Annotated in this window: 20 protein-coding genes; 12 read left to right on the forward strand and 8 right to left on the reverse strand. The window is 57.3% G+C overall.

Features of this window, described 5'->3' with window-relative positions; translation table 11 throughout:
- Positions 1-151: 151 nt before the first annotated feature.
- A complete protein-coding gene (locus T9A_RS06750; protein WP_035246207.1) occupies positions 152-394 on the reverse strand; it encodes a hypothetical protein in 243 nt (80 codons plus the stop codon).
- Positions 395-831: 437 nt separating this feature from the next.
- Between T9A_RS06750 and T9A_RS06755 the strand changes: the two genes are divergently transcribed.
- Positions 832-2,340, forward strand: a complete 1,509-nt coding sequence (locus tag T9A_RS06755) for a flavin-containing monooxygenase (protein ID WP_035246210.1) — start codon at positions 832-834, stop codon at positions 2,338-2,340.
- 132 nt (positions 2,341-2,472) lie between these two features.
- On the opposite strand, the gene T9A_RS06760 is transcribed toward T9A_RS06755, so the two are convergent.
- A complete protein-coding gene (locus T9A_RS06760; RefSeq protein WP_035246212.1) occupies positions 2,473-3,438 on the reverse strand; it encodes an NAD(P)H-dependent flavin oxidoreductase in 966 nt (321 codons plus the stop codon).
- A 115-nt stretch (positions 3,439-3,553) separates the two neighbouring features.
- The gene (locus T9A_RS06765; RefSeq protein ID WP_232222025.1) at positions 3,554-4,045 is read right to left on the reverse strand and encodes a DUF4282 domain-containing protein; all 492 of its coding nucleotides are present in this window, start codon (positions 4,043-4,045) and stop codon (positions 3,554-3,556) included.
- 494 nt (positions 4,046-4,539) lie between these two features.
- On the opposite strand from T9A_RS06765, the gene T9A_RS06770 reads away from it, so the two are divergent.
- The 3 genes from T9A_RS06770 to T9A_RS06780 are packed head-to-tail and all read left to right on the forward strand — an operon-like array spanning position 4,540 to position 7,874.
- Entirely contained in the window at positions 4,540-5,469 is a 930-nt protein-coding gene (locus T9A_RS06770) for a metal-dependent hydrolase (RefSeq protein WP_035246213.1), read from the forward strand.
- Positions 5,470-5,507: 38 nt separating this feature from the next.
- Entirely contained in the window at positions 5,508-6,347 is an 840-nt protein-coding gene (locus T9A_RS06775) for an SDR family NAD(P)-dependent oxidoreductase (RefSeq protein WP_035246215.1), read from the forward strand.
- A gap of 15 nt (positions 6,348-6,362) precedes the next feature.
- The gene (locus T9A_RS06780) at positions 6,363-7,874 is read left to right on the forward strand and encodes a flavin-containing monooxygenase (RefSeq protein ID WP_156964851.1); all 1,512 of its coding nucleotides are present in this window, start codon (positions 6,363-6,365) and stop codon (positions 7,872-7,874) included.
- A 94-nt stretch (positions 7,875-7,968) separates the two neighbouring features.
- Here the strand turns inward: T9A_RS06780 and T9A_RS06785 are convergent, their stop codons facing one another.
- The gene (locus T9A_RS06785) at positions 7,969-8,580 is read right to left on the reverse strand and encodes a TetR/AcrR family transcriptional regulator (RefSeq protein WP_035246220.1); all 612 of its coding nucleotides are present in this window, start codon (positions 8,578-8,580) and stop codon (positions 7,969-7,971) included.
- Positions 8,581-8,726: 146 nt separating this feature from the next.
- On the opposite strand from T9A_RS06785, the gene T9A_RS06790 reads away from it, so the two are divergent.
- From T9A_RS06790 to T9A_RS06800, 3 genes are all read left to right on the forward strand, one after another.
- Positions 8,727-9,653, forward strand: coding sequence for a reductase (locus tag T9A_RS06790; protein ID WP_035246221.1), 927 nt, complete (start codon positions 8,727-8,729; stop codon positions 9,651-9,653).
- Positions 9,654-9,724: 71 nt separating this feature from the next.
- On the forward strand, positions 9,725-11,278 hold the full coding sequence (locus tag T9A_RS06795; protein WP_035246223.1) for a flavin-containing monooxygenase: 1,554 nt from the start codon (positions 9,725-9,727) through the stop codon (positions 11,276-11,278).
- A gap of 193 nt (positions 11,279-11,471) precedes the next feature.
- A complete protein-coding gene (locus T9A_RS06800) occupies positions 11,472-13,400 on the forward strand; it encodes a choice-of-anchor I family protein (protein ID WP_052042565.1) in 1,929 nt (642 codons plus the stop codon).
- Between the two features lie 186 nt (positions 13,401-13,586).
- On the opposite strand, the gene T9A_RS06805 is transcribed toward T9A_RS06800, so the two are convergent.
- Positions 13,587-13,889: a DUF1244 domain-containing protein gene (locus T9A_RS06805; protein ID WP_035246224.1), complete on the reverse strand. Its 303-nt coding sequence runs from the start codon at positions 13,887-13,889 to the stop codon at positions 13,587-13,589.
- A gap of 129 nt (positions 13,890-14,018) precedes the next feature.
- On the opposite strand from T9A_RS06805, the gene T9A_RS06810 reads away from it, so the two are divergent.
- The 3 genes from T9A_RS06810 (at position 14,019) to hemH (ending at position 16,495) form a co-directional block, all read left to right on the forward strand.
- Positions 14,019-14,792, forward strand: coding sequence for a hypothetical protein (locus T9A_RS06810; protein ID WP_035246226.1), 774 nt, complete (start codon positions 14,019-14,021; stop codon positions 14,790-14,792).
- A gap of 95 nt (positions 14,793-14,887) precedes the next feature.
- A complete protein-coding gene (locus T9A_RS06815) occupies positions 14,888-15,295 on the forward strand; it encodes an acyl-CoA thioesterase (RefSeq protein ID WP_035246228.1) in 408 nt (135 codons plus the stop codon).
- 108 nt (positions 15,296-15,403) lie between these two features.
- Positions 15,404-16,495 carry a ferrochelatase gene (gene hemH, locus T9A_RS06820; protein ID WP_035246230.1) on the forward strand — a complete coding sequence of 364 codons (1,092 nt, stop codon included), beginning with the start codon at positions 15,404-15,406 and terminating at the stop codon, positions 16,493-16,495.
- Between the two features lie 120 nt (positions 16,496-16,615).
- Here the strand turns inward: hemH and T9A_RS06825 are convergent, their stop codons facing one another.
- Together T9A_RS06825 and soxR are read right to left on the reverse strand one after the other, a co-directional pair.
- Positions 16,616-17,635: an isocitrate dehydrogenase gene (locus T9A_RS06825; RefSeq protein ID WP_035246232.1), complete on the reverse strand. Its 1,020-nt coding sequence runs from the start codon at positions 17,633-17,635 to the stop codon at positions 16,616-16,618.
- Positions 17,636-17,758: 123 nt separating this feature from the next.
- Positions 17,759-18,208: a redox-sensitive transcriptional activator SoxR gene (gene soxR, locus T9A_RS06830; RefSeq protein ID WP_052042567.1), complete on the reverse strand. Its 450-nt coding sequence runs from the start codon at positions 18,206-18,208 to the stop codon at positions 17,759-17,761.
- A 139-nt stretch (positions 18,209-18,347) separates the two neighbouring features.
- Here soxR and T9A_RS06835 point away from each other — a divergent pair, with 139 nt between their 5' ends.
- Together T9A_RS06835 and T9A_RS06840 are read left to right on the forward strand one after the other, a co-directional pair.
- Complete coding sequence (locus tag T9A_RS06835) at positions 18,348-19,310, forward strand: ABC transporter ATP-binding protein (protein WP_084573413.1); 963 nt, start codon at positions 18,348-18,350, stop codon at positions 19,308-19,310.
- A gap of 5 nt (positions 19,311-19,315) precedes the next feature.
- On the forward strand, positions 19,316-20,077 hold the full coding sequence (locus T9A_RS06840; protein WP_035246345.1) for an ABC transporter permease: 762 nt from the start codon (positions 19,316-19,318) through the stop codon (positions 20,075-20,077).
- A 169-nt stretch (positions 20,078-20,246) separates the two neighbouring features.
- Here the strand turns inward: T9A_RS06840 and T9A_RS06845 are convergent, their stop codons facing one another.
- Positions 20,247-21,476 carry a saccharopine dehydrogenase family protein gene (locus T9A_RS06845; RefSeq protein WP_035246237.1) on the reverse strand — a complete coding sequence of 410 codons (1,230 nt, stop codon included), beginning with the start codon at positions 21,474-21,476 and terminating at the stop codon, positions 20,247-20,249.
- Between the last annotated feature and the right edge of the window lie 216 nt (positions 21,477-21,692).

Consider the following 21,692-nt stretch of genomic DNA (forward strand, 5'->3'; position numbering starts at 1 on the left):
GTGGGCAAGTTTCAAGTTGCAACGCGCCATACCTTTGCCCTTGATTTCAAACGCATGAGGCCGCGCTCCAGTCATTGGGCGCGGCCTCATGCGTAGCGGCTGACAGCAGCGCTGATCCGCGTTGAAACTTTCAACTTGTCACTTGCGACTCTCAGAACGGCAGTAAGGCCACCAGATCCAGCGTCAGTTGATCTGCGGCAACCAGCGCGCCGGTGGCGATCATGCTCAGGTTGATGCAGGGCAGTATCAGGCCAACGGCGAACAGGTTGACCATGCCGGGCTGGCGGATGCGACCGCTCCATAACAGCAGGCTGATAATGGTGGCGCAGGAAATCGGTATCCATAGCCAGGGGTGAGAGGCGAACGTATCCCCGAAGGCAGTCAGATCGAACATGCCGGAACCCTTATAATTATAGTGTGTAATCCATCCCCGTAAGCGCCTTTCCCCTATGGCGCGCAGGCAGTATGCAGAAGTGGGCAGGGCAGCAATGTGTATGAGGTCACAAATCGGTGATGGCACGATGATATTGGATCGTCCGTACCACTTTATTATGAAAATCAGCGAGTAATAGCTGGTCGCCAACCCCATGGCCGCCATGTGGGTAGACAGGCGGTCAGGGAAAGTAGATCCAGTGTTAATGCTGGCTGCGCCACACCTGCCGTCCCTAGCGGCACTTTTCCCCGTCTCCAGGGCCAATTAACGGCCTGTTTTGGCCTTTTCTCATACCCGCCAGTACGGCTATTCTGTCTGTCAGTTAACGGTGCCATTGAATGATGTCAATGTTTTGCACTGCCGAGACCAAGCGGCCCAAGGGCTGGAGGTAAAAGAGAATGTCTAATAACCACGTTGATGTATTGATTATTGGTGCCGGCCTTTCCGGTATCGGGGCAGCTTGCCACCTGACCCGCAAGAGCCCGAATCGTAGCTATGCCATTATCGAGCGCCGCGAACGCATTGGCGGCACCTGGGATCTGTTCAAGTACCCGGGTATCCGTTCCGATTCCGACATGTTCACCCTGGGTTACAGCTTCCGTCCCTGGACCGAGCCCAAGGTGCTTGCTGATGGCAACTCTATTCGCCAGTACGTGGAAGACACGGCGGAAGAGTACGGGGTGAAAAAACATATCCGCTTTGGTCGCAAGGTGATCAAGGCGAACTGGTCCAGTGCTGATAATCACTGGGCAGTGGAAACCACCAACGAGAAAACCGGCGAGCAGGAAACCTTTACCGCCAATTTCCTGTTCTCCTGCAGTGGTTATTACAACTACGACGAAGGCTACAAGCCGGATTTCCCCGGTGAGAAAGACTTCAAGGGCCAGGTGGTTCATCCCCAGCACTGGCCGGAAAACCTGGACTATAAAGGCAAGAAAGTCGTGGTGATCGGTTCCGGCGCCACCGCCGTAACCCTGGTCCCGGCCATGGCCAAAGAGGGCGCCCAGGTCACCATGCTGCAGCGCTCCCCGACCTATATTGCCACCGTGCCGGAAGTGGACCCGATCTCCGTGGGTATGCGCCGTTTTATGCCCGAGATGATGGTCTATCGTTTGGCTCGCGCCCGTAACATTGGTATCCAGCGCCTGGTGTACAAGCTGTCCAAGCAGCGCCCGAAACTGGTGCGGCGAGCTCTGTTGGCGGCGGCGAAGCGTCAGCTTGGCGATGATGTGGATATGACCCATTTCCGCCCCAGCTATAACCCCTGGGATCAGCGTCTGTGTGCGGTGCCCAATGGTGACCTGTTCAAGACCGTTCGCCGGGGTGAGGCCGATATCGTTACCGATCATATCGAGCGTTTCACTGAGAACGGTATTCTGCTCAAGTCCGGTCAGGAGCTGGAGGCGGACATTATTATCACCGCCACCGGTCTCAATGTTCAGATGCTTGGCGGGGTGGAAGGGACCATCGACGGCAAGGCCGTAGAGCCCCGCGAGTCGCTGGTCTACAAAGGCATGATGCTGCGTGATGTGCCGAACATGGCGCTGGTCTTCGGCTACACCAACTCTTCCTGGACCCTGAAAGCGGACCTGGTCTGCGAGTATGTGTGCCGCCTGCTTAACCACATGGAAAAAACCGGCGCCCAGACCGTGATTCCCCGTGACAACGAAGATTGCATCACCGATGAAAACTTCCTGGGTTTGCAGTCGGGCTATGTCATGCGTGCGGACGATCGTCTGCCCCGACAGGGCTCCAAGCAGCCATGGATGGTCGTGCAGAATTACCTGGTAGATCTGCCGAAGCTGCGTTTCGGCGCCATTGATGATGGTGTGCTGGAGTTCAGCAATTTCCAGCCAGTGAAAAAGAAAGGGCTGGTTGCATCGGTGCTTGGCTCCGTTACAGGCTGAAGCGAGCGGTAAACCACAACGCGGCAAGACGTGTTGTGGCTGCAAACCAGAGAGGCCGTGCCCGGGGATCGGGCGCGGCCTCTTTGGTTTCAGTCCTCTGCTTTTTTCTGACGCGTTGTTGCTTGCCGCTTTTTACTTCCAGGGCAGCTGATCCATCCGCTGGCGAGCGCTGCTGTATTCCTGCTTGAGTCGCTCGATCAATTCACTGGCCGGACCGATTTTCTTGATGGCGCCGATACCCTGGCCGCTGCCCCAGATATCTTTCCAGGCTTTTGAGCTGCCGTCGCCGAAATCCATCTTGGATGGGTCGCTTTCCGGCAGGTCGTTCGGGTCCAGCCCGGCCGCTTCGATGGAGCTGCGCAGGTAGTTGCCGTGAACGCCGGTAAAGAGGTTGGAATAGATGATGTCGCTGGCACTGCTGTCGACGATGGACTGCTTGTAGCGTTCGTCCGCGTTGGCTTCGTCGGTGGCAATAAAGGCGGAGCCGATATAGGCCAGGTCTGCACCCATGGCCTGAGCGCCGAGAATGGCATCGCCTTTGGCGATGGAGCCGGACAGCAGCACCGGGCCGTCAAACCATTCGCGAATTTCCTGGACCAACGCAAACGGCGACTGGGTGCCAGCGTGGCCACCGGCACCGGCCGCTACAGCGATCAGGCCGTCGGCGCCTTTTTCGATGGCCTTCTTGGCGAAGAAATTGTTGATGATGTCGTGAAATACCAGGCCGCCATAGCTGTGAATCGCCTCGTTCACGTCCACCCGGGCGCCCAGCGACGTGATCACGATGGGCACCTTGTACTTCACGCACATTTCCAGATCGTGTTCCAGCCGGTTGTTGGACTTGTGCACGATCTGGTTGACCGCAAAGGGCGCTGCCGGCTGGTCCGGATTGGCCTGGTTCCAGGCGTCCAGTTCTTCGGTGATCCGCTTGAGCCATACTTCCAGCTCTTCCGCCGGCCGGGCGTTCAGCGCCGGAAAAGAGCCGACGATGCCGGCCTTGCACTGGGCGATGACCAGATCCGGGTTGGAGACAATAAACATGGGGGACGCGACGGCGGGCAGGCGCAGCCGGTCTTGCAGGGACGCGGGTAACGACATGGTGACTCCTTGCGAAAACAGGGTGTGGACGCCCAGGCGGGTGTCCGCAGGAGAGAAATTACACCTTAAAAAGCCGGTAATTGCGATGGCTGAAAGCGTCGCGTGTCAGGCGGCGCTATTTATCGCCGCCGTTTTCCTTGCTGTCCCCCTTGCGCAGTGATTCGATAAAACGTCCGGGCAGGCCTGCAGAACGCAGCAGTGGACGCAGTTGCATCAGCATTTCATGCAGGTCGATAACGTGCTCGTTGAGGGCATCCACTTTGTTATCCAGGCTTTCCACGCGCTCGGGCAAGGTGCGCATGCTTTCCACGATGCTCATGGTGCGATGTGCCATCACCAGGTACTCCAGGGCGGCCCGGACGATGGCAACCATCACCAGCAAGATCAGCGGCGACAGGGTGGCGGTGGCCAAGCCAAACCACAGCGAACTGGAAAAGCTGGCAGCCACAAAAAAGCCCACCAACAATACCGCGCCAATGATCATTAGCAGGTAGAGCAACGGCAGCAACTGCATGGACAGGTAGCGATTGAACTGCCAGTCCACCAGCTGCAGGACTTTTGACTGATTCAGTTTTTCCTTGTTGAGCATGGGCACCCCGATGGCCATTGATTTGCTTCATTGTTGCCGGGTGTCCGGGCTTTTCCTACCCATAGATTGTAATGCTCTGTTATATGCCCAGGGACCACTTGCTGCATGCGATGGGTGGAAACGCTAGGCAAATAGTGCCCTATGAGGCTGAAAAAATCCGAACGCTGTGTTCGTTTTTGGTGATTAACACTAACCGGGCTGCCCATGATGCAGAAAAGTGACTATGGCATGGAAGCAGGGTGTCAGGCCTTTCAGACAAAGCGGAAATTAATATTTCCTTTTATTTCAGTAATTTAATGTTTTCATGGCGTTTGTTTCTGGCATGCCGAGGCGCCGTTCTATCGGCATTCTGAGCTGTGGAGGCCGGGCTGAATAAGCCATGTTGAACCGAATTGAATCCGAACAAGCATTCGCTTTATTGTGTCACTCGTCAATGTAACAGTAGTGCGCGCCCAACTAACGTCCATGGCGCGCAACATTATCGGCTTTGCCCTCATTGGACAGGTGACCTAATGACGACTGCAACGATTCATCAATACGTGTCGAAAACCGCCCAGAAACGGCCTGAGATGCCGATTCGCCACATGGATTTTCAGTTCGACGCCGAGCAACTGGACGATACCTTCTTCAGAAACACGGAGCTGGCGTCGGCGTATTTCGAGGCCCTGTCCATCTTTCTGACCTTCGGCGAAGATCTGGTGATCGACACCGCCCGTTACCATCGTCAGTTTGTGAAAGATCCGGAGCTCAAGCGTCTGGTAACTGCCCTGATTGGTCAGGAAGCCATCCACTCCAAGATGCACAACGAGTTCAACGATGTGCTGGCACAGCACCGTTACCCTGTCGGTCTGTATCGTTTCCTTGCCGACAAGGTGTTCGAGCACGGCTTCAAGAAACTGTCCAACCGCATGCAGCTGTCATTGATGGCGGGCATTGAGCATTTCACCGCGGTGCTGGCGGAATACATGATGAAGAACGAAGACATCTTCTACGAGTCCCTGGACGAGAAGCAGCGAGCCCTGTGGATGTGGCACATGCTGGAAGAGTCTGAGCATAAGGATGTTGCCTACGACGTGTTCCAGGAATTGTCCGGTGACTATTACCTGCGCATGCGTGGTTTTGCTCTGGCGGCCTTCACTCTTACTTTCCTGATTCCGGTTGCGGCGTCGTTGATCCCGGTAATGCGCAAACCGCGTAACTTGCTGAGCCCCAGTTACTGGAAGGATGTGAAGCGTAGCCTGGCGGTGCTGGCCGGGCCTGAAGAGGGTGTCTTCGGCAGCACCATCAAGCATATTCTGGATTACACCCGTCGTGATTTTCACCCCAGCGACCACGATACCAGCGCCTATCTGGAGTACTACAAGGAAAAGCTGCTGCACCCGAAGACCGGGTTGTTGACGCCGTATCTGACCAAGGAATTCGTGCCGGGCAAGCGTGCCTGAACGAACACTGAATACTCAACCTGAAAAGGTAGAAGGTAATGCTGAATATTCTCAAGTTTCGTTCCAGCAAGCCGAGCTATAACGGCTACGCTGTCGTCACCGGTGCCGGCAGTGGTATTGGTCGCAGTTTTGCCCTGGAGTTGGCCAGACGAAACAGTGCGGTCGTCTGCGCGGATCTGAAGCTGGAAAGTGCCGAGGAAACCGCGGCGCTGATCAAGAAGGCCGGCGGCAAGGCTTTTGCGGTGGCTTGTGATGTGGGTAAGGCAGCTCAGGTAAAGAAGCTGTCCGAGCAGTCTGAAAAACTGTTGGGCCATCCGGTCACCATGGTCATCAACAATGCCGGTGTGGGTATTGGTGGCAAGTTCGAAGAGCTGAGCCTGGAAGACTGGAAATGGGCGATGGATGTGAACCTGTGGGGCGTAGTGCACGGTTGCCACTACTTCGTGCCCGGGTTCAAGAAGCAAGGTCGTGGTGCCATCATCAACGTGGCGTCTGCCGCGTCCTATACGGCTGCGCCGGAAATGAGTGCCTACAACGTGACCAAGGCCGGGGTGCGGGCGTTGTCCGAAACCCTGTACGCGGAGCTCAAGCGCGACAATATCAACGTCAACGTGCTGTGTCCGACTCTGGTTCCCACCAACATCATCAAGGATGGCCGCATTCCTGCGCGTTATTCCAAACTGGCCGATCATGCGTTGATGAACTACGCCATGACCACCAGTGATTCCGTGGCCAAACTGACCCTGAATCGTCTTGACAAGGGCGAGCTGTACACCACGCCACAGGTGGACGCCAAGCTGTTCTGGATGATGAAGCGGGCCACTCCCAATTTGTACGCGAACCTGCTTGGGTTCTCTTACCGCTTTGTTAAGAATTGATCGAGGAATTTCATCATGGCTGCAGCAAAGAAACGCAAAACCCCTGAGGCCAGGATTTACGACACCTTTATCGTTGGCGCCGGTATTTCCGGTTTGTGCGCTGCGATCAAGATGAAGAAAGAGGGCTATCACGATTTCAAGATCATCGAGAAAGCCACCCGCGTCGGCGGCACCTGGCGGGAAAATACCTACCCAGGCTGTGGCTGTGATGTGCCTTCTTCCCTGTACTCTTTTTCCTTTGCGCTTAGCAGCAAATGGAGCCACCTGTTTGCTCGTCAGCCGGAAATTCTCAGCTACCTGGAAGAGGTTAGCGAAGACTTTGGCATTAATGAGCTGATCGAATTCGGTACAGAACTGGAGCATGCCGAGTGGGACGAAAGTCGCCACCTTTGGGTGCTGGATACCAATAAAGGCCAGACCCTGGCGCGTACGGTTGTCTTTGCCACCGGGCCGATCACCGAAGCCCAGATTCCGTCGTTGCCGGGCCTGGATAGCTTCAAGGGTGAGATGTTCCACTCCGCCAAGTGGAACCATGACTATGATCTGACTGGCAAGCGGGTGGCGGTGATCGGTACTGGCGCCTCGGCCATCCAGTTTGTGCCGCAGATTCAGCCCAAGGTGAAAGAGCTGCACGTCTTCCAGCGTACTGCCCCCTGGGTGCTGCCCAAGCCGGACATGGATCTGGGTGACACCAGCAAGCAGCTGATCAACAAGCTGCCTATCATCCAGAAAAGCTGGCGTAAGGCCGTGGCCACCTCCCTGAATGTGATCAACTTCGGGCTGCGTAACCCGGCAGCCCTGAAGCCGGTGAGCACGGCGGCCAAACAGCTGCTGCGCGTGCAGGTGAAAGACAAGACCCTGCGCAAGGCGGTGACCCCGGACTTTACCCTGGGCTGCAAGCGTATCCTGTTTGCCAACAACTATTACCCGGCCCTGCAGGCAGACAATGCCAACCTGATTCCCCATGGTCTGGTGGAAGTGGAAGGCAATACCGTGATTGCCGCCAACGGTGAACGCCACGAGGTAGACGTGATTATCTGGGGGACCGGCTTTGAAGTGTCTCACCCGCCGATTGGCAGAAAGGTGATTGATGCCAACGGTGATCGCCTCTCTGACCTGTGGAAAGACACCTCACCGGAAGCTTATCTTGGCGCCACCATGAAGGATGTGCCCAATGCCTTCCTGGTGCTGGGTCCCAACGTGCTGGTGTACGATTCCTTTATCGGTCTGGCCGAAGCCCAACTGGACTACATCATTGATGGTCTGAAGAAGGTTAAGCAGAAGGGGATTACCCGCTTTGCCATCAAGCCCCCGGTGCTGAAAGCCCACAATGACAAAGTCCAGAAGCACCTGAAAACCACGGTGTTCAACAGTGGTGGCTGCAAGAGCTACTACCTGGATCAGAACGGCCGCAACTTCGCCGCCTGGCCCTGGTCGCTGAAAGAGCTTAAGAGACGCCTGAGCGATTTCAATGTAGGAGACTACGAAGTGGTCTACCAGAGCGCGGAGAAAAAGAAGGCCGCCTGACGATCATCAGACGCTAGGTCTGTTGACTGAGGGGGAAGCGAAAGGCTTCCCCCTCATGCGTTGTGCGCTTGGCAGACGAGCACCGAGCGGGCTGTCAGCCCGCCAATTCCACTTTCTTGTCCACATAGCTGGCGAGAATGTCCCCGAACACCGTCGCCAGCTCCTCGAAGCTTTGTATCGGGTTGTCCTCGGACAGATGCCTGACCACGGTGAAAATGCCGCCGTTGATATAGAAATAGGCCACGGTGGGAATATTCGGCAGTTTCAGAAGCTCCGGGTGATGCATCAGATACTGGGTGAATAGCTCCATGAGGGCGCTGTTGATCGGTGACTGGTAGATCACCATGTCCATGCTGAAGGCGTGGCGAGCGCAACGCAGGTAGAGCTGGTTGTTCTCTTCCAGAAAGTCGCGAAAACTGAACAACAATTTCTCAATCGCCTGGCGAATGTCCAGACGCACCAGTTCCGGGATCAGTGGTTTGATCAGATCCACGGTGTCACTGACAAAGCGTTTGCTGGCCGCATCAATGATGGCGTCCTTGTCTTCAAAATACTCATACAGTGAACCCACGCCGATACCGGCTTTTTCCGCGATCTGTCTGGCGGTAATAGCGCTTGGGCCGTAGTTGGCGATGGATATCAGGGCAGCCTGGACAATGGCGTCTACGGTGGCCCTGGAGCGTTGTTGTTTGGGTTTGCGTGCCATCAGGTTATCCGAGTTGAATCCGAACGAGCATTCGCTTTATTGTTACATCAACCAATGTGACAGTAAACGTTTTTGTCACCTGTACGGAGCGTCGGACCCTCGGGTCTTCCGCCACAACTCGCAGAATAATCCGTAAGGAGTGCATCATGGCTTCCATCGATCTGGACAAAATGCTGACCAAAATCAAAAGCACCCAGTGGGCCCTGTCGGATATCGACTGGGACGCCCCGGGTGCCGAACTGATTACCGAAGAGCAGTGGCCCAAGCTGAAAGATTTCATGGCCGACCTGATGTGGATTGAGCACGTGGGTGCCCGGGCATTTGCCGCCATGGCCAAGAAAGCCCCTACCGATACCTTACGCCAGATCTACACCTACTTTCATGCGGAAGAACAGCGCCATGCCAATGCCGAGATGGCACTGATGAAGCGCTGGGGCATGCTTGAGGGTGATGAAATTCCCGAGCCCAACATCAATCTGCGTCTGGTGATTGAATGGCTGGATCGTTACAGCGATGACATGCCGGTGTATGTGCTGGGCACGGTGGTGCCGATGTTGGAAATTGCCCTGGACGGTGCCTTGTGTACCTTCCTGCTGGAGACGGTGAAAGATCCGGTTTGCCACCAGGCGTTCGAAAAGATCAACGACGATGAGTCCCGTCATCTGGGCGTGGGCTTCAGTGTGATGGAAATGCAGGGCCGCGGGAAAACCTTTATTGGTGCCACCAAAATGCTGGCACCGTTACTGGATCCGCGTCTGATGCTGGGCATCGCCTCCTATGTGCCGCTGCTCAATAAAATGCGCGACAACATTATTACCATGGGGCTGCCGGAAGAGCGGCTGTATGCGGCCATGGCCAAGTTCGAAAAAATTGGTGGTCGTACGGAAGATGGCCGTCGTAACCCCTGGTTCCAGGTCATTCGCCAGCACGCCAAGCTTGTGGTGAATCGGCGTAACCGTGCCTATCACGTGCCTGTGGATGGCATGGTCAAACTGACCGGTCTGATTCCGCGCCGGGCGCTGCCTGCTGTGCCTTCCTGGGTGAAAGAGCTGACCTACCAGCCCACTGCCTGATATCGCCATGACGGCGCGCCATGTGCACCCGGCATATGGCGCGGCCACCTGATTGCTGAAGAGATTCTGTTATGACTACGTCCTCTGCCTCCCCGAAAAAGGCCCCACGCAAGGCGGCGACCCGCAAACGCTCCGCCACGGGAAAACGCCCGGCGGCAAAGAAAGCACCCGCGGTAAAGCCGGCCGCCGTATTGATTGTGGGGGCGGGCTTTGCCGGCCTGGGAATGGCTATCCGACTCAAGCAGGCCGGCATTGAGGATATCGTGATTCTGGAGCGTGCCAACGCGGTAGGCGGCACCTGGCGGGACAATCAGTACCCCGGTGCCGCCTGCGATATTCCCTCCAATCTGTATTCCTATTCGTTTGCGCCCAACCCGAACTGGTCACGGAGCTTCTCGGGCAGCGAGGAAATTCTCGGCTATATCCACCATCTGGTGGCCGAGTTTGGGCTGGAATCGCACATCCGTTTCGAGAAAAATGTGGAAGACCTATCCTTTGATGAAAAGAAAGGCATCTGGACCGCCACCACCGACAAAGGTGAGCAGTTTGCCGGGCGGGCCGCGGTGATGGCTCAGGGCCCCTTGTCCAACTGCAGCTTCCCGGCCATTACCGGTATCGAGGATTTCACGGGCCACAAGATTCACAGCGCCCGCTGGGATCACGAGTACGATTTTACCGGCAAGAAAGTGGCTGTCATCGGTACCGGCGCCAGCGGCATCCAGATTATTCCCGAACTGGTGAAACAGGCGGGCCACGTGAAAGTGTTTCAGCGCACTCCGGGCTGGGTGATGCCGCGCCCGGATTTTGCCACGCCCGCCTGGAACAAGAAGCTGTTTGAAAAACTGCCAGCCAGTCAGCAGGCCATGCGCAATCTTCTCTACTGGACCCATGAGAGCATGGCGCTGGCGGTTATCTGGAAGTCACCGCTGACGCGTATTGCCGAACGGGTGGCGCGCCTGCATCTGCGTCGCCAGGTGAAAGATCGCTGGCTACGTCGCCAGCTGACTCCGGATTTCACCATCGGCTGCAAGCGGGTGCTGGTCTCCAACGACTACTATCCGGCCCTGCAGAAAGATAATGCCAAACTGATCACCTGGCCTATTGCCCGCCTCAGCGAAAAGGGTATCCGGACGGTGGAAGGCATCGAGCATCAGGTGGACTGTATTGTCTTTGCTACTGGTTTCGACGTCAGTCATTCCGGCACGCCGTTCCCGGTGAAAGGCCGTGCCGGCCGGGTGCTGGGGGAAGAGTGGCAGGGCGGAGCCCAGGCCTACAAGAGCATCAATGTGTCCGGTTACCCGAACCTGTTCATGACTTTCGGACCCAACTCGGGCCCCGGCCATAACTCGGCGCTGGTGTACATGGAATCCCAGCTCGACTATGCGGTGAAAGGCATCCGGAAAATTATCGAAAACGATCTGAAAATGCTGGACGTGAAAGAAGACGTTCAGCGCCGACACAACAGGGCAATACAAAAGCGCCTGGCCCGAACCAACTGGAACTCCGGCTGCAAAAGCTGGTATCTGACCGAGGATGGCTTCAATGCCACCATGTATCCGGGTTTTGCTACCCAGTACGCGGCCCAGATGTCGGAATTTGAAGAGCGCGATTACGAAGCCGTCTGACCTCCTGGTCTGGTTTCTTCCGGTGAACGCGGCCTCTGGTCGCGTTTTTTTTTGCGGCCAAGGTCATGTTCTGGCGCAGCTTCCTGCTTCTGCCATAAAATCATCACGCTACTGTCGCATCGATTTCATCCCGCCCGGCTATAACCCTAGGTTCACTGATCAACAAATAACACGAACCATTGGGGAATTCACAATGACATCCTGGTATAGCCTGGGCGCCGGCGTACTGCTGGCGACTGCCTTGACTGCCTGTGGCGGTGACAGCAGCGATAACAATCCTGCTGCGGGTGGCGAGCAAGTGAAGACGCCGGATAGCCTGCGCTTGTCCTTTCTGAGCCGCTACGAGTCCGGCAGTTTCGATACCTCTGCTGCTGAAATTCCAGCCTATGACAGTGCCAGCCAGCGCCTGTTCGTGGTCAACGCCAGGCTGGGTGTGCTCGATGTGCTGGATATGAGCAACCCGGCCAAGCCTGCCTTGATCGCGTCGCTGGGCGTTGAAGAGGTTGCTGCCGGTGCGGTGGTCAACAGCGTGGCGGTGAAAAATGGGTTGGTGGCGATCGCCATTGAGGCCGACCCGAAAACCGATAACGGCTTTGCCGCCTTGTATCGTGCCGATGACCTCAGCCTGCTCGGTAGTGTAGAAGTGGGTGCTCAGCCGGACATGATTATCTTCACCCCGGATGGCAGCAAGGTGCTTACCGCTAATGAAGGGGAGCCCAGCGATGATTATCAGATCGATCCGGATGGCTCCATCAGCATTATCGATATCAGCAACCCGCAAGACCCTCAGGTTAGTACGGCGGATTTCAGTGCATTTGATGCGGACACACTGCGCAGCAGTGGCGTGCGTATCTATGGTCCCGGCGCGGATGTGGCCAAGGATCTGGAACCGGAATACATCGCCGTGTCCGCCGATGGCACAACCGCCTGGGTGACCCTGCAGGAAAATAATGCCCTGGCCAAGGTCAATATCGAGACGGCTACCGTTACCGGTATCCTCCCGCTGGGAGAAATCGATCGCAGCGTGGAAGGCTTCGGCATTGATGCCAGCGATGACGATCAAGAGATCAACATCCAAACCTGGGAAGGGGTAGTGGGCCTGTACCTGCCTGATGCCATTCATGCTTACCGCGCTGATGGCAGTACCTATCTGGTCACTGCCAACGAAGGCGACGCTCGTGCATGGGGCGAAGATAACGATGCTTACTGGGGTGAAGAGGGCGAAGGTTGCGCCGGTGATGCTAGTCAGGGATTCGTGGAAGAATTTCGCGTCAAACATCTGGTGCATAAGAGTGGTTTCGACCGTCGTTGTGGTGACGATTTACCTCCCCAGCTGCGTGAACTGGGTGCCGGTGCGCTGCTGGATCCGGCGGTGTTCGATTACTGCGGCGCCACCGCCGGTGATCCCGGGGATTGCCGTGAAGACGATGTGCTGGGCCGTCTCAATATTACCTGGACTCAGGGCTACAAGGTCGACGAAGCCGGTAATCCTGTGATGTATAACGATGCGGGAGAGGCAGATGAAGCCGGAACCCGCATCATGTATGACACCCTGTACAGCTATGGGGGTCGCTCCTTCTCCATCCGGGATGAAAACGGCAACCTGGTATTCGACAGCGGTGATGCCATCGAACAGTTCCTGGCCAGCGATGAATGTCGGCTGGGCACCAACCGCAGCATTGCCTGCCAGGATTACTTCAACAGTGGCCATGATGAAATCAATGCCATGGACAGCCGCAGTGATGCCAAGGGCCCTGAGCCGGAAGGTTTGACCATCGGCGCCATCGGCGACAAGACCTTCCTGTTCCTGGCCCTGGAGCGCATGGGCGGGATCCTGGTCTATGACATTACCGATCCGCAGCAGCCCCAGCGGCTGGATTACCTGAACAGCCGCAACTTCTGGGGCGGCGGCGGTGATGGCGAGGATATCGAAGACCTGATCGATGATGGACTGCTGGCAGAAAGCGATGTGGGCGCCGTGGTGGGGGATCTGGGACCGGAAGGGCTGGTGTTCATCGCCGCCGCCGATTCCCCCAATGGCATCCCGTTGCTGGTGGTGGGTAACGAAGTCAGTGGTACCACCGCTGTCTACCAGGTGGAAATGCTATTCGACGAGGAGTAATGCTCGTTAGCTATATCGAGGCGGCCTGTGGGCTGCCTTTCAAGCTACAAGCTATAACGCGTGGAAGGCTGTGCAATACAGCCTTTCACGCACTTTGGGCGCTTGTTTATTGCATTGCCGCGCGGAGTCATATCATCCCGTTTGGGGCAAGGCTCTCCACATGCGGCGGCTTGCCGCTTTCCACGATCAATTTTTCTGTTTGGCCTCGAACGCTGCCAGTTGTTCCGGGGTAGCCGGTGTCTGGTATTGCGCTTTCCAATCGGCGAAGGGCATGCCGTATACCCATTCCCTTGCGGCGTCGTAATCCAGTGTCACCTGACGCTCATCCGCAGAGGCAACCAGCCATTTTGACAGGCAGTTACGGCAGAAGTCCGCCAGTATCATCAGATCAATATTTTGCACTTCCTTGTGATCATCCAGATGCTGCAGCAAGCGGCGAAAGGCGGCGGCTTCCAGTTCGGTGCGTGTGGCCGTATCCAGCGTAGTCATGGGCTTCTCCTGCAATGGGGGAGCCATGATACGGTCTGTACACGGCGGGCGTCGACGTTGGCCCCTTACCGTGCATACTATAGGGCATACTTGGGATACCCATATTGAAATCCGCATGGAGGAAGGGTGATGTCATTGAAACGAGGCGCAGCGATTGTCGGTCTGTTTTTGGCAGCAGCGTGGCTGCTCGTCAGTTGCGGCATGAATAGCGAGGAAAAACGGCTGGCAGCAGCCATCGACCAGGCGTTGCAAACCCGGGAGCTGGGTTACTGGCAGGTAGCTGATCTGGATATCGCAGACCAGAAAAACAACCAGACCGGCCCCGAGGAAATTACCACCTACAAGGTGGAGGCCGTGCTGGCTCTGCGGAGCCCGTTGCGCGAAGTTCGCTATGTGGATGACATCGGCCAGCGCGTGGTTACCCGCACGGCCATGGAGTCGGGTGAAGAGCGGGAGCTGACTGCTTCTGTACAGGTCATCAGCGGTAATGGTGAAGAAAACATGGTGACCACGCTGGATGAACAGGTTCTGCCTCGCGGTATGGTGGCAGACGATTTCGAGCGCCGCTTTGAAGGCTGGCAGGTCATTGCCGAAGACAGTGATGAGTTCGCTGAGCTGGAAAAGGAGCTGGAGGCGAAACTGGATAACAGCCTGTCCGCCCTGGCGGAAGCGGATCACACCCTGCGGCAGATCCAGGTGCAGTTGATGGCGGCACGGGCCGAACTGGCTGTGCTGGAAGAAAACGCCGAAGCTGTCGGTGGACTGGGTGAGCCCATGGAAAAGGCCAGCCAGGAGGTGGAAGCCCTGATTGAGCGGGTGGAAGAGCAGGAAGCCGCCCGAGACAGCCTTGGCGAAGAAGTGGATCGTCGCAAAAAGGCCCTGGCCAGTTTGCGTGGGGAATAAGATGACGACTTGCCGGCCCGGGTGCTGCTAAAGATTCAGGCCGGGGGGCGTCTCGGGTATCATGACGCCCCCGCAGTCCCCATGAGAGCGTCCCCATGTTTGAACTCACCGTCACGCCCCGCTTTTACGAAACCGATGCCTTTGGTCATGTGAACAACACCGTGGTCACCGGCTGGTTTGAAACCGGGCGGGCGCCCCTGTTCCAGTTGTTCGGGGGCGGCAGTGATCCGTCAGCGCTGCCACTGATTCTGGCCCGGGTAGAAGTGGATTTCGTCGGTCAGATTTATTACGGCAGTGATGTGTTGTTGCGCACTGGCATTGAGAAAATCGGCAACAGCTCCTTCGTGGTGGCCCAGCAGGCCTGGCAGAACGGCAAACTGGTGGCCCGGGGCAAGGCGGTGCAGGTCTACTTCGAGCACGACAAACAGGCCTCGGCGCCGATCCCCGACGAGTTTCGCCAGGTACTGAGCGAGCATCAGGGAGAGCTGGCAGAGACCCTGTAATTTCCGGTTCTGATCAGACCGATAGTCATGGCGCGTATGTCACCTTGACGCCGCAGCGCTACACTACCGGTCACACTGATCCCCCAACGTAACGGCAGCGAGGAATGGATGGCTTATCAGGGGCAGAACAATTTTGATCACCGCCAGGCACAGAAACTGGGAGTGCTGGTCACGAATCTGGGTACGCCGGATGCACCGGAGACGGGGGCCCTGCGCCGTTATCTGCGCGAATTCCTGTCCGATCCGCGGGTGGTGGAAGTCCCCCGGCTGATCTGGTTTTTCATACTGCACATGGTGATTCTGGTGATCCGCCCACCGCGTTCCGCCCATGCCTATAAAAGTGTCTGGACGGATGCGGGCTCGCCGCTGATGGTGCACACCGAAGCCCAGTGCGCTGGCATCCGCGAGCGACTGCAGAGCCAGTTTGGTGACGACATCGAGGTCCGCTTTGCCATGCGCTATGGCAATCCCTCCATCGCCAGCCAGTTGCAGGCCATGGAAGAGGCCGGCGTGCGCAAGCTGGTCGTGCTGCCCCTGTATCCGCAGTACTCGGCCTCTACCAATGCGTCCACCTTCGACGCCATTGCCAAGGACTTCATGCAGCGGCGCTGGCTGCCGGACTTGCGCTTTATCAGCCATTACCCGGATTACCCGCCCTACATCAATGCCATGGCCAAACACATTGAGGCCTTTCGCGCCGAACACGGCACGGCAGACAAGCTGATCTTCAGCTACCACGGGGTACCGAAAAAATACCTGCTCAATGGCGACCCCTACTTCTGTGAATGCCACAAGACCTCACGGCTGCTGGCGGAACGGCTGGGGCTGGGCGACGACGACTGGCTCACCACCTTCCAGTCCCGCTTCGGCCGTGAAGAATGGCTCAAGCCCTACACTGACCACACCCTCATGGCGCTGCCGGAGCAAGGCGTGAAATCCGTGCAGGTATTCTGCCCCGGCTTCTCCTCCGATTGCCTGGAAACCCTGGAAGAAATCGACGTGGAAAACCGTGGCTATTTCGAAGAGGCTGGCGGTGAATCCTTTGCCTATATTCCGGCCCTGAATGCAGAGCCCGACCATCTGGACGCTCTTACCCAGCTAATCGAAGAGAACCTGCAGGGCTGGGAGCTACCGGAAAATGATGCCGTGGGCCTGAACGAACGCCAACAACGAGCCAGCCAAAAAGGCGCTGACCGCTAATTCACCTCAATATTCTTTGTCCCACAACGCAAGAGGCCGCAGCCTTAAATGGGCGCGGCCTCTTGCGTTTCAGGGCAGGAAAACCTGCCCCGCGAACTGTTCACTATTAACTATTCACTGTTAACTGTTTTGCTCCAGCCTTCGCACCAGCTCATCGGTAAATTCGCTGGTGCTGGCACGGCCGCCCAGATCCGGGGTGACGATTTCGCCTTCGCCGACCACCTGACGCACGGTGCGACGCAATTGTTTGGCCTTGTCGTGCAGTTCGATGTAGTCGAGCATCAGGGCCCCGGCCAGCATGATGGCAGTGGGGTTGGCGATGCCCTGGCCGGCAATGTCCGGGGCGCTGCCGTGCACGGCTTCGAACAGGCCACCGTGCTCGCCGATGTTGGCGCCGGGAGCCACGCCCAGGCCGCCGATCAGGCCGGCACACAGGTCGGAAAGGATATCGCCGAACAGGTTGGTGGTGACGATCACATCGAAGCGGTGGGGGTTCATGGCCAGCTGCATGGCGCAGGCGTCCACGATCATTTCTTCATGCTCCAGCTGCGGATAGTCTTCGCGCACCTTGCGGGCCACGTCGAGGAACAGGCCGGAGGTGGATTTCATGATATTGGCCTTGTGCACCACGGTGACCTTCTTGCGGCCCTGTTTTACCGCCGTCTCGTAGGCAAAGCGCAGCAGACGCTCGGATTCCGTGCGGGTGATGCGGCTGCGTAGTTCGGCGGTCTCGCCATCGTCGCTGACCGTCTGGCCCAGGCCGGAATAAATACCCTCGATATTTTCCCGCACGGTCATGATGTCCACGTTGTCGTAGCGAGATTTGACCCCGGGAATGGACAGGGCCGGGCGCACGTTGGCGAAAAGGTCGAAGGTTTTGCGCAGGGTCACGTTCACGGACGAGAAACCACCGCCCACTGGCGTGGTGATGGGGCCTTTCAGGGCCAGGCGATTGCGGCGGAGTACGGCGAGGGTTTCTTCCGGTACCAGATCCAGTCCTTTGTCCAGCGCGGCCTGACCGGCAATGGCATATTCGAACTCGAGTCCGCAATCCAGGGCTTTCAGTATCCGTACCGTGGCATCGACGATGTCCGGTCCGATTCCGTCGCCGGGAATAACGGTTACGGTGTTCTTGTTCATGCTGCCTCCTGATTGCGGAAAGGGTGTTGCAGGAATCACATTGTGCCCGCTGCAGATGGCAAAATGAATGCCGACCAAGGTCGGAAGGGTTGCCGGCCGGGGCTCTGAAAGGGCGAAAAGTCCCTAGAAATGCGGCCCCGGGCCTTTCTCGGACAAGGTGTCAAAGGGATTGCGTAGTCGGCAGGCCTTGATGGACAGGCAGCCGCAGCCGATACACTCATTGAGCTGGTCGCGCAGCACGGTCAGATCATTGATGCGCTCGTCCAGATGCCCGCGCCATTTGGCCGACATGCGCTTCCAGTCACGGGCAGTGGGGCTGCGGCCATCGGGCAGTTCGTCCAGGGCCTCGGCAATTTCCACCAGCGGGATGCCGATGCGCTGGGCTACCTTGATGACGGCGACCCGGCGTAATACATCACGGTGATAGCGGCGCTGATTGCCGGCGCTACGTGAGCTCTGGATCAGGCCTTTCTTCTCATAGAAATGCAGGGCTGAAACAGCCACGCCGCTGCGTTCGGCGACCTCGCCCACGGTCAGGGCCTTGAAGATATCGTCTGTACAGGTCAGCGTCATGGGGATCCCTTGGACATGTTGGGCAACCTTAATCTAACTTGAGGTTTTATGTTGCCAAATTCTGATCGTTGATGCCAGCGAGAGGGTGCCATTTCGGGCATAATGAGGCTCCTCGACGGGCCCAGTGAAGGAGAAAGTGGTGAGTGCTGTCATTTCCGTGAAAGACCTGAACAAGATCTATCAGGGAGGCTTTCAGGCCCTGAAGAACATCAATCTGGATATTCACGCCGGGGAGATTTTTGCCCTGCTGGGCCCCAATGGTGCCGGAAAGACCACCCTGATCAGCATCATCTGTGGCATCGTCAATCCTTCCAGTGGCACCGTGCTGGCGGACGGTTACGACATTGTTCGTGACTATCGGGAAGCGCGCACCGCCATCGGCCTGGTGCCCCAGGAGCTCTCCACGGATGCCTTCGAGACGGTCTGGGATACGGTGAGCTTCAGCCGTGGCCTGTTCGGCAAACCCCGCAATGATGCCCATATCGAAAAAGTGCTGAAGGTTCTGTCCCTGTGGGACAAGCGAGACAACAAGATCATGATGCTGTCCGGCGGTATGAAACGGCGAGTGATGATCGCCAAGGCCCTGTCCCACGAACCCAAAATCCTGTTTCTGGATGAGCCCACCGCCGGGGTGGACGTGGAACTGCGCCGGGAGATGTGGGAGATGGTGCGCCAGCTCCGCGAGCAGGGGGTGACCATCATTCTTACCACCCACTACATCGAGGAAGCCGAAGAAATGGCTGACCGGGTGGGTATTATCCGTGAAGGTAAAATCATTCTGGTGGATGACAAGGCCCGCCTGATGCAGAAGCTGGGCCGCAAGCAGCTCACCGTCCACCTGGCCGAGCCACTGCAAAGCCTGCCGGCCACCCTGGATGACGACGCCCTGGCGCTGTCGGAAGATGGCTACGGGCTGGTTTATACCTACGACGCCAACCAGGAAACCACCGGCATTGCCGAGTTGCTGCGGGCTCTGAATGCGGCCGGCATCGAGTTCAAGGATCTGCATTCCCGGCAAAGCTCACTGGAAGATATTTTTGTGGATCTGGTCCACAACGGCCAGCCTGCACCTGCAAACGCCAGCTCAGCTGGAGAGGTCTGATGAAATTGAACATGTACTCCATTCGCGCCATCTACAAATTTGAAATGGCGCGGACCTGGCGCACCCTGATGCAGAGCGTGGCGTCGCCGGTGATCTCCACCTCCCTGTATTTTGTGGTGTTCGGTTCTGCCATCGGTTCGCGCATGGTGGAAATCGACGGGGTCAGCTACGGGGCCTTCATCATTCCCGGCCTGATCATGCTGTCGCTGATGACGCAGAGTATCTCCAATGCCTCGTTCGGTATCTACATGCCCACGTTCTCCGGCACCATTTATGAAGTGTTGTCGGCACCGGTTTCCTATGTGGAGATCGTTATCGGCTATGTGGGGGCGGCCGCTACCAAGTCCACCATTCTGGGAATACTGATCCTGATTACCGCCAGGCTGTTTGTGGACTACGAGGTGCAGCACCCGCTGATGATGATCAGCTTCCTGCTGCTCACCGCGATCACCTTCAGTCTCTTCGGTTTTATCATCGGTATCTGGGCAGATACCTTTGAGAAATTGCAGATTATCCCTCTGATGATCATCACCCCGCTGACCTTCCTGGGCGGCAGCTTCTACTCCATCGACATGCTGCCACCGTTCTGGCAAACCGTGACTCTCTTCAATCCCGTGGTTTACCTGATCAGTGGTTTCCGCTACAGCTTCTTCGGCAGCGCTGACGTAAATATCGGTATCAGCATCGGCATGACCCTGTTCTTCCTGGCGATCTGTATCGCGCTGGTGTGGTGGATCTTTCGGACGGGATATCGGCTTAAGAGTTAACAGTAAATAGTTAAAAGCTTGAGGAATACTGTTCCTGACTCCTGAAACGAAAGAGGCCGCGCCCATAAATTGGGCGCGGCCTCTTTGCTTACCTCTTTATTATTAATATCGCCAGGTTTCGGCAGTTGCTGTGGAACCCAGTGGTTCCGAAGCCGCTATCGGGTAGGTGTCAGTCGATCACGTTGAAGGTCATGCCGGCTTTTTCCTGTAGGCGCTTGAGCAGGGAGTCGCCGAGCAGGGACGCGGTGGTCCAGAAACCGCCGGGGGCATCCGCAGGCAGATCCTGCGCCAGACACGCTGCCGCCTGGCCCAGCAGCTTGGCGGTGGAGCCGTAGCCCGGGTCCGCATCGCCGGTGACTTTCACGCGGATGCTGTCGTTGTTGTCGGTAACGCCGAAAAAGCGGATGTCATAGAAGCCGGCTTTCTGGGCTTCCGGGCTGGGGCCTTCGCCGGGTTGTGGCACCACGAACTTGTTCAGCAGCCAGCGGGTCGGTTTGATGGCAGCGGCGGCGAAGAACAGGCCGGTGCCGGTGCCGATACCCAGGGCCTTCATGCGCCCGCCCATGCCCGGTCCGGCCAGCATGGCTTCGTTGTAGGTGAAGTTGTCGCCGTAGGCCTTGCCGTTGAGTGCATTGGAGCGATGCACGATACGACTGTTGATGGCGTCCATCACGAAAGGCGCGGCCCAGGCACCGAAGTCTTCATCGTTGCGGGGCATGCTGATGCTGTCCTGACGGGCATTGAAACCATGATTCGGCGGGCACAGCAGATAGGGGTTGGCCAGTTTCTTGCGCAGGGCCGGGTCTCCTGCGGCTTCTTCGGCAATATTCATCATGCTCGCCACTGTGCCGCCGGAGACGCCGCCTTTAGCGACCTTTACGCGCATTTTTACGCGGGTGGCGGGCGCCTTGAAGCGGGCCTGGGCCTGCTGCTGCAGGAAGTAGGTGCCCATGTCCGAGGGAATGGAATCGAAGCCGCAGCAGTGCACGATGCGGGCACCACTCTGTTTGGCCTGGTCTTCATATTCTTCCAGCATGGCGGCAATCCACTGCACTTCACCGGTCAGGTCGCAGTAATCGGTGCCGCTGGTTACACAGGCACGAATCATGGGTTCACCATAGAGCGCGTAAGGGCCCACGGTGGACACCACTACCCGGGTTTGGGCGCAGAGGCTGTCCAGGCTGGCGTCGTCGTTGGCATCGGCGGTGAGCAGTGGCAGCGCGCTGCCGGCCTGGCCCAGCTGGGCCTTTACCTGTTCCAGCTTGTCTTTGGATCGGCCTGCCGCCGCCCATTTCAGATCGCCATCCACCCCATAAGTGTCAGTGAGGTACTGGCAGAGAATCTGGCCGACAAAACTGGTGGCGCCAAACACCACCACGTCAAACTGTGCATCACTCATGGGAACTCCTTGGAAATGAACGCAAAGCGAAATCGGAACGACTGTCCAATGATGGTCCTATCCTAAGGGATTGATAGGGGTAAACGTAACCGGGAAAAGGCTCAGTACCCCTATCCTTTGCCAAACAGCGGGTGTTCGCGACAAAAAAAGCCCCACCAAGGAGGGTGGGGCAAATGCCATACCCGGTGCAGACTAGGGAGCCTCTGAATAACTCCT

Origin of the sequence: Alcanivorax jadensis T9, assembly GCF_000756655.1 — a bacterium.
In the GTDB taxonomy this organism is placed as follows: Bacteria; Pseudomonadota; Gammaproteobacteria; order Pseudomonadales; family Alcanivoracaceae; genus Alcanivorax; species Alcanivorax jadensis.

What these genes read in the sequence shown, in the direction of transcription:
- T9A_RS06790 (WP_035246221.1), top strand. Translation starts at nt 8,727, where the DNA reads ATGGCTTCCATCGATCTGGACAAAATGCTGACCAAAATCAAAAGCACC.
- T9A_RS06800 (WP_052042565.1), top strand. Translation starts at nt 11,472, where the DNA reads ATGACATCCTGGTATAGCCTGGGCGCCGGCGTACTGCTGGCGACTGCC.
- T9A_RS06795 (WP_035246223.1), top strand. Translation starts at nt 9,725, where the DNA reads ATGACTACGTCCTCTGCCTCCCCGAAAAAGGCCCCACGCAAGGCGGCG.
- T9A_RS06810 (WP_035246226.1), top strand. Translation starts at nt 14,019, where the DNA reads ATGTCATTGAAACGAGGCGCAGCGATTGTCGGTCTGTTTTTGGCAGCA.
- T9A_RS06765 (WP_232222025.1), bottom strand. Translation starts at nt 4,045, where the DNA reads ATGGCCATCGGGGTGCCCATGCTCAACAAGGAAAAACTGAATCAGTCA.
- T9A_RS06770 (WP_035246213.1), top strand. Translation starts at nt 4,540, where the DNA reads ATGACGACTGCAACGATTCATCAATACGTGTCGAAAACCGCCCAGAAA.
- T9A_RS06805 (WP_035246224.1), bottom strand. Translation starts at nt 13,889, where the DNA reads ATGACTACGCTGGATACGGCCACACGCACCGAACTGGAAGCCGCCGCC.
- T9A_RS06785 (WP_035246220.1), bottom strand. Translation starts at nt 8,580, where the DNA reads ATGGCACGCAAACCCAAACAACAACGCTCCAGGGCCACCGTAGACGCC.
- T9A_RS06755 (WP_035246210.1), top strand. Translation starts at nt 832, where the DNA reads ATGTCTAATAACCACGTTGATGTATTGATTATTGGTGCCGGCCTTTCC.
- T9A_RS06760 (WP_035246212.1), bottom strand. Translation starts at nt 3,438, where the DNA reads ATGTCGTTACCCGCGTCCCTGCAAGACCGGCTGCGCCTGCCCGCCGTC.
- T9A_RS06845 (WP_035246237.1), bottom strand. Translation starts at nt 21,476, where the DNA reads ATGAGTGATGCACAGTTTGACGTGGTGGTGTTTGGCGCCACCAGTTTT.
- T9A_RS06780 (WP_156964851.1), top strand. Translation starts at nt 6,363, where the DNA reads ATGGCTGCAGCAAAGAAACGCAAAACCCCTGAGGCCAGGATTTACGAC.
- T9A_RS06825 (WP_035246232.1), bottom strand. Translation starts at nt 17,635, where the DNA reads ATGAACAAGAACACCGTAACCGTTATTCCCGGCGACGGAATCGGACCG.
- hemH (WP_035246230.1), top strand. Translation starts at nt 15,404, where the DNA reads ATGGCTTATCAGGGGCAGAACAATTTTGATCACCGCCAGGCACAGAAA.
- soxR (WP_052042567.1), bottom strand. Translation starts at nt 18,208, where the DNA reads ATGACGCTGACCTGTACAGACGATATCTTCAAGGCCCTGACCGTGGGC.
- T9A_RS06815 (WP_035246228.1), top strand. Translation starts at nt 14,888, where the DNA reads ATGTTTGAACTCACCGTCACGCCCCGCTTTTACGAAACCGATGCCTTT.
- T9A_RS06775 (WP_035246215.1), top strand. Translation starts at nt 5,508, where the DNA reads ATGCTGAATATTCTCAAGTTTCGTTCCAGCAAGCCGAGCTATAACGGC.
- T9A_RS06750 (WP_035246207.1), bottom strand. Translation starts at nt 394, where the DNA reads ATGTTCGATCTGACTGCCTTCGGGGATACGTTCGCCTCTCACCCCTGG.